This is a genomic window from Paraburkholderia tropica (genome assembly GCF_900109265.1).
Taxonomy (GTDB): domain Bacteria; phylum Pseudomonadota; class Gammaproteobacteria; order Burkholderiales; family Burkholderiaceae; genus Paraburkholderia; species Paraburkholderia tropica.
This window is the reverse complement of record NZ_FNZM01000038.1, coordinates 23440-29762: the sequence shown is the minus strand read 5'-3', so window position 1 is coordinate 29762 and position 6323 is coordinate 23440. Positions and strand designations below refer to the sequence as shown.

Here is a 6323-nt window from a genome sequence, read left to right as displayed (position 1 = left end):
TGTGTCAAAGTGATGCCCATCAAATCGGAAATGATGGACATCACTTTGATGTCGCCCTCAGCCACCGTCTATAACGGCCGGCACGAGCCGCTTACCGCTTTACTGCAGCAGTCGTCGTCATATCGGCCGAACCGTCGTCGGCCTGAAGGCCTTCCAGGCGCAACTCGATCTGTTCGAGCTGGCGATCCAGCTTCTCCGATTTTCGGCCGAACTGCATCCGGCGCGGCTTGGCGATCGTCAGCTTCAGATGTTCGATTTCGATCGCGCGCGACGAGAGCTGCTCGAGTGAACCGGCGACCATTGCCTTCAGCGCGTCAATATCGTCGGGGAAATCAGTGAGAGCAGCAGACTTCAGTAACGAGTGTGCAATTTCGCCAGGTAATTTAGTGGAACAGTTGCACCGATCACCAGGACCATGCCAAGAAGCGGCGTCTGCGATAAATGTTCCCTGGCGACCATGAATCCGCCAGTTGTTTCGCCCAGAGTGATTCCGAGATTGAAAGCCGAGATATTGAGACTGGATGCAAAATCAATCGCGCGAGGCGTAAATGCTTCCGCTGTCGAGAGCATGGCTGCCTGACACGCCGGTGACATCCCAAACGCGAGCCCTCCCCAAACGAACAACATACATGCGAGTGGCACGGAGGAGTGGACAAATAACGCGATGCCCGCAAGCGATACCGCCAAAAGTGCAAAGATGCCCTTGAGCGTATTAAACCACCCAATACGGGCCGCCGCTGCCCCGCCAATCGAATTGCCAAATAGAGTCGCCAGTCCGAAAACGACGAGCATCAGGTTTGCGCCAGTAGTTGTGAAACCGGCCACATTTACGAGTATCGGGGTGATAAACGAAAATGGAGCGAAGCTCGCGCCAAAGCCAAGAATCGTAACCGCCATAATCGTAAGGATTGCAGGATTCCGGATTGTCATCAACTGACTCGCGACACTTGTTGGCCTGGATGTCGACACCGAAGGGAGCCACTTTGCGATTGCAAGTGCCGAGATGAACGCGACGGCCGCGATCAGGAGGAACGGTAATCTCCAACCGAACAAATTACCCACATAAGTCCCCAGAGGCACACCCACCACCATTGCCAGCGTGTGACCTGCGAACATCATGGCGATTGCGCGACTGGCCTGACCAGGTTTGGCCAGCCTCGCCGCGACCGAAGCACCGATTGCGAAAAAACTGCCATGTGCGACCGCCGTGAGAACACGGGCGACAAGCAATGTTTCAATGTCATGCGACAACGCTGCACCGACATTCCCCGCGAGAAATACAAGCACTAACCCAATGAGTAGCGGCTTCCGGTCGTACCGCGAAGTCAGCAGGACTGTGATCGGCGTTCCAATTGCCAATGCGAATGCGTAGATTCCAATAAGGCTACCTGCCCGCGCCAACGAAACGTGGAGATCAAGCGAAATTGCGGGCAGTACACCGACGACGATGAACTCTGCCGCGCCAATTGCAAACGCTGTAATAGCCAGTGAAGTGACGGACCATTGAGTCTGATTGCGATCAGCGGTCATTTACGCCCCGCGGCGCTCAAGGCGATTTGATTGTCGATGCTGGGCGTCGCCCCAGACACGCCGACAGCCCCGATCACATGCGCCGTGTTGTCATAGATAACAACGCCACCGCCAAAGCCGATCAGGCCACCATTTGTGAATTGCAGAGTGTACGCGATGCCATCAGGGTGCATTACCTTGCCAATTTCATCCGTGTCCAATCTGAACAAGGACGCGGTGTGAGCCTTTTTGAAAGCCACATCGATGGCCCCCGGGATCACATCAGCCATACGGCGAAATACACACAGGAGACCATTCTTGTCTACAACGCTGACACAGATAGTTGCGTCCAGATTAGCCGCCGCCTTAAAGGCGCGGCCAATGACTTCATCAGCTATATCTTCAAGGAACAATTTTTCTGTCTCATCCAGGTAACTGTTTCGCGCCCACTTGTCACTGACCCGTGGGCGCGCACTTTGAACCACGTTGGCGAAAACCTTAATGGTCAGGAAATGACGCCATCGAGCACGTAAAAGCTGCCGTCGAATTTGGTGTAGATGGTCTTGGTCGTCTTCGCTTCGAAGTTATCGCAGTGCACGATGGTGGACTTGTCGTCTTCCTGCCACCAAAGCAGAAAGTTGCCATCCGGCAATGCCTGCCAGCTAAACGGCACCGTCATTTTCGCCCCCGCCATTTCGCCAGCCAGAAACTCCGCGGTGACGTGCTTTCCGTCTTCCGAGTAAATGTTTTTGAAGACCAGGTCTCCGCCGTAATTGACGGTGAACTCTTGACCAGCATAAGGAAACACATTCGTCATCTTGCACTCCAGGTTATTACATAAAGCTTTCGAAAATGGCAATTGCCATCCCGTAGCAATGTAATACATCGGGTAAGATGGAATAAATGGCCTCTGACTCCTTTCATACCGGACGTTAGTGTCCGGAATTCATCGACCTCGGAGAACTGATGGATAATTTCGCGGGACTCGTCGCCTTCGTCAAATCGGCAGAAACGTGCAGCTTTGTTGACGCCGGGCGAATACTCGGCATTTCCGCCTCTGCTGTCGGGAAGAGTGTTTCACGCCTTGAAGAACGCCTGGGAACCAGGCTGTTTCAGCGGAATACGCGAAACATGAAGCTCACTGCCGAGGGCGCTCTGTTCTTGCAGCGATGCCAGCGGATCATTTCGGAAATGTCTGCGGCTGAGGAAGAACTGTCTGACATCAAGGGTGAACCAAGGGGACTACTGAGAGTAAGCCTGCCATCAGTCGGGACATTGCTTCATTCGGTTCTGGAGGAATTCATGGTCGAGTTCCCCAATATCGAGTTGGAAGTTGATTTTTCCGATCGAAAGGTAGACCTGATTGACGAAGCCTTTGATGCGGTTGTCCGCATTGGAAATGTGGACGACAGCAGATTGGTGAGTCGTCAAATTTTCTCTTTCCAGAGATATCTGGTGGCATCTCCGCAATATTTGACCCGAGCAGGTATTCCGGACAAACCATCGGACCTGTTGCAGCATAGCTGCCTGCTCTATAAGTTTCCGAATACCGGGAAGATCGAGCCGTGGCCTGTCGATGGCTGGAATAGCCTGATTCTGGAAAACCTGCGATCGCCCATGAGCTGCAACGCCATCGAGACGCTCGCCTTCCTCGCGGCGCGGGGAAGGGGAATCGCTTGCCTTCCGGACTTCTGTGTTCGCGACTCTCTTGAATCCGGGCGGCTGCAAAGGGTGCTGGGCGCTGAAGACACGCAACCACGTGCCTTGACAGTTCTTTGGCCGTCGAGCAAGTACGTCGTACCAAAGCTACGCGCGTTTATAGATTTCTTGAGTGCGCATTCGTTTGTAAGCACCTCATGACGGCCGCTCTCCGCTTTGCGATGAAGGGAATTAATTTGATTTTCCCCAAATATTTGAACTGAACCCAGATAGGCGCGATGGCGATTCCCATGCGCGGGATGATTTATGAGGTTCGCTTTTACCTAACTAATTAATATTCCTTATCACTCCGTTTGACATTACCATTCAGCCGTAAGGCATAGTGCTGGTTCCAGCAATTCCGCATCGGGCCTTATAGTTGCGCGAGTTGGCAGCTTGGTCCTGCGACAAGACAACGAGCTGCCAGAATGTCTCGAATCTCTGCAAGCGATTCCCATCTGCAGCAGTTGTTTCGGGGCGATTCGTCAACGCAACTGGGGACGGTCTCAAAAAATCGCTCTATTGACGCACGGGCTGAATCCGGAAAGCCGGTGCACCGATCTTCAGAACTCGGGAAGCAGGCTGGCTAGAACCGGGTCCTGATGCCCATACCCAGGCTATTGCCAGACGACACGCTGGTCATCGTGTCGTACCGCCATACCGCATAGACCTCCGTACGTTTCGAGAGGGGATAATCGTAGCCGCGCGCCACTGTCGACCAACGGAGATCCGGACCCTGAGCGAGCCGCCGAAACGTGCCCGCCCAGGACAACAGTACGCTGCCCGTACCGACCTGCGCATTGGTTCCTGCCTGGACGGTATCGTCGGCGAGCTCATTGTTGTCGGTCACCGCTCGTACTGGAAAAAGAGCTTCACTGCCTCAAGGCGATACGCAGCCCAACGAGCCACGCCGTCTGTTGCGTCGCGCCGTTCAGGAAGAGCGACGCCGTATGCAGGCTCTGGACCGCGGACGTCGCGGAAAACGCTCCGGCGAAGTGAAGCAGGTTGGCGCTATAATTCGCCTGCCCCGCGCGGACCGCGATGCCGGCATTGCTGTACTGAAGACTTCCCGTAAGGCCTCCAACCTCCGAAGTCTGGTAGACGATCGAGTCGTCGATCGCAGTGTCGCTTTGCACCGACGCAGCCCCCATTGCGGAAGGCAGAAACGTGTGAACCACCATCGGCGAGAAGACGAACGAATTGCCAAATGGATTGAACAAGAGCGTGGACACGAACAGCAGCGAATCGGTGCGCCCGAGTGTCAACTGGCCGAATTGCCCGCTCAGCCCGACGAACGCCCTGCGTCCGAAAAATGACTGTCCGTTGAACGCGCCAGACTGGCCTGTTGATCCGGTAAAAGCTCTCGAGCGTGAATATCGCCTTCACGCCACTGCCCAGATCCTCGGCTCCCGAGATCCCCAATACGAGGTCGACAATCCCCCCGACCCGACCTCCCACGCGTTGCCCTGCGCGCCAGGCGTGCGTACCACCCCGGCAAACGCATCAGCCAGCCCGTAGAGCGACACTGACGACTGGGCCAGCGCCACACCCGTTGCCAGGCACAACGACACCGCCACGGCCCCCTTACGGCATCTTCCCCGTCTAACCCTGCGCATGACTTTTCCTTCCTGGTTTGCAAGTATCCTTTCGGGCGAGCCATGCCTGATGGCACGGCGTCTCTTCGTACGTCACTCCGGCCTGATTCCGCAAGCGGCCTTCCGCGTTCGGCCAGCGCAATGGCAACCAGCAGTTCGTCAGGTGCGGGCGAGTCGGGTACGCAGAGCGATTCCATGTCGAAGTGGTCGAAGCTTCACATGTTCGTGACGCCGTGCAGGGGGATGTCGACGCACGCCCCCGCCGCCCCCCGTTTGGTGACGGACGGCATGATCGAGGACGCACCAGGCAAACAGCTACGCACCGCCTTGCCTATCCCTGTCGCCAGATACTGACGGCGTGGGTTCGCGAGCGCTAGGGAAGTACTGTCTTAACGGCCCGTTCGTGTTTTCATTTGATCCGCGTTGCCATGGATGCTGGGGATCGCAGAAGTAGACCTGTATGTCGGTAGCCACGGTAAAGCGTTTGTGTGCGGCCATCTCTGTTCCCCGATCCCATGTCAGCGACTTGGAGCTCCTGCGGCAGTTTTGAAGCGTGTTTGATGAGTGCATTGGCGACCGTTTCGCTATCCTTGCTCGCTATCCTGACCAGCATAACGTAACGCGTCTGGCGCTCGACGAGCGTCGCGATCTGGCTGCTGCCGCTACCGCACAGCGGATCACCTTCCCAGTGGCCCGGTACTGCACGATCTTCAACGCTCGCGGGGCATTCACTGATCGATACGGTGTCCTTTATAGACCGACAGGTTGTAGCCCCGCTTCAAGGCCTCCTCGATGGTGTGCCTTCCGGTCGGCCCGGTCGCACCGAACAGCGCAATGGTTTTTATCCCGGCCATGGATGTCACGCAGCCTTCGCCAACAAGGCTTTGATGGCCGTTTCGGTGTTGGCGACGGCGGCCTTCGCCGCATCGGGACCCAACACCGTGCCTTCGACACGCACCACTTCAACGTCGGTCAGGCCGATGAAACCGAGCAGGTGCAGCAGATAGTTGGTCTGAAAGTCGAACGGTGCCCAGGCACCCTCCGAGAACACGCCGCCGGCAGCGGTAACGAGATAGACCTTTTTGCCGGTCAGCAGCCCCTTCGGCCCAGTCTCGCCGTAGCCGAAGGTGACGCGCGGCCAGGTGACGTGATCGAACCACGCCTTGAGCTGCGAGGACGGACCGAAGTTGATCATGCCCGAACCGAGCACGATCACGTCGGCGAGCTTCAACTCGTCGACCAGATCTTGCGCGACCTTCACTGCCTCGACCTGTTCCGGCGTGCGATCTTCGGGCGACGTGATCCGGCCCTGGATGTAGGCCGGCGTGATGTGCGGCGGCGGATTCGCGGTCAGGTCGCGCACGGTCAGCGGGCCGCCCGAACGGGTCTGGATGCCTTCGGCGATTTCGGTGGCGAAACGGGTGGACAGGCTGTCAGTCCCGCGCGGGCTGGAGGTAACAAGCAGGGTGTGGCTCATGACGACTCCTAGGTATAAAATAAGAACTAAGTCAGATATTGATT

At 56.6% G+C, this 6323-nt stretch carries 6 protein-coding genes and 4 pseudogenes; 1 reads left to right on the top strand and 9 read right to left on the bottom strand.

The window, feature by feature from the left end; genetic code table 11:
• Window positions 1-94 precede the first annotated feature (94 nt).
• The 4 genes and pseudogenes from BMY06_RS36765 to BMY06_RS36750 form a co-directional block, all read right to left on the bottom strand.
• A pseudogene (locus BMY06_RS36765) lies at window positions 95-301 on the bottom strand (transposase domain-containing protein); the annotation flags it as partial.
• 50 nt (window positions 302-351) lie between these two features.
• Complete coding sequence (locus BMY06_RS36760) at window positions 352-1530, bottom strand: MFS transporter (RefSeq protein ID WP_074987738.1); 1179 nt, start codon at window positions 1528-1530, stop codon at window positions 352-354.
• Window positions 1527-1994, bottom strand: coding sequence for a GlcG/HbpS family heme-binding protein (locus BMY06_RS36755; protein ID WP_208490381.1), 468 nt, complete (start codon window positions 1992-1994; stop codon window positions 1527-1529). Before BMY06_RS36755 ends, BMY06_RS36760 begins: the two co-directional genes overlap by 4 nt.
• 20 nt (window positions 1995-2014) lie before the next feature.
• The gene (locus BMY06_RS36750) at window positions 2015-2326 is read right to left on the bottom strand and encodes a MoaF-related domain-containing protein (protein WP_074987736.1); all 312 of its coding nucleotides are present in this window, start codon (window positions 2324-2326) and stop codon (window positions 2015-2017) included.
• A 149-nt stretch (window positions 2327-2475) separates the two neighbouring features.
• Between BMY06_RS36750 and BMY06_RS36745 the strand changes: the two genes are divergently transcribed.
• Window positions 2476-3369, top strand: a complete 894-nt coding sequence (locus BMY06_RS36745) for a LysR family transcriptional regulator (RefSeq protein ID WP_074987735.1) — start codon at window positions 2476-2478, stop codon at window positions 3367-3369.
• A 424-nt stretch (window positions 3370-3793) separates the two neighbouring features.
• On the opposite strand, the pseudogene BMY06_RS36740 reads toward BMY06_RS36745, so the two are convergent.
• The 5 genes and pseudogenes from BMY06_RS36740 to BMY06_RS36725 all read right to left on the bottom strand — a co-directional run bounded on the left by BMY06_RS36740 (window position 3794) and on the right by BMY06_RS36725 (window position 6279).
• A pseudogene (locus tag BMY06_RS36740) lies at window positions 3794-4823 on the bottom strand (porin).
• Window positions 4824-4912: 89 nt separating this feature from the next.
• A pseudogene (locus BMY06_RS40540) lies at window positions 4913-5176 on the bottom strand (amino acid synthesis family protein); the annotation flags it as partial.
• A 1-nt stretch (window position 5177) separates the two neighbouring features.
• A pseudogene (locus BMY06_RS36730) lies at window positions 5178-5556 on the bottom strand (IS30 family transposase); the annotation flags it as partial.
• A complete protein-coding gene (locus BMY06_RS40535; RefSeq protein ID WP_260696539.1) occupies window positions 5531-5665 on the bottom strand; it encodes a hypothetical protein in 135 nt (44 codons plus the stop codon). The pseudogene BMY06_RS36730 and the gene BMY06_RS40535, both read right to left, overlap by 26 nt.
• Entirely contained in the window at window positions 5662-6279 is a 618-nt protein-coding gene (locus tag BMY06_RS36725) for an FMN-dependent NADH-azoreductase (protein WP_074987734.1), read from the bottom strand. The genes BMY06_RS40535 and BMY06_RS36725 overlap by 4 nt, the downstream gene beginning before the upstream one ends.
• Between the last annotated feature and the right edge of the window lie 44 nt (window positions 6280-6323).

What these genes read in the sequence shown, in the direction of transcription:
- BMY06_RS36750 (WP_074987736.1), bottom strand. Translation starts at nt 2,326, where the DNA reads ATGACGAATGTGTTTCCTTATGCTGGTCAAGAGTTCACCGTCAATTAC.
- BMY06_RS36725 (WP_074987734.1), bottom strand. Translation starts at nt 6,279, where the DNA reads ATGAGCCACACCCTGCTTGTTACCTCCAGCCCGCGCGGGACTGACAGC.
- BMY06_RS36745 (WP_074987735.1), top strand. Translation starts at nt 2,476, where the DNA reads ATGGATAATTTCGCGGGACTCGTCGCCTTCGTCAAATCGGCAGAAACG.
- BMY06_RS36760 (WP_074987738.1), bottom strand. Translation starts at nt 1,530, where the DNA reads ATGACCGCTGATCGCAATCAGACTCAATGGTCCGTCACTTCACTGGCT.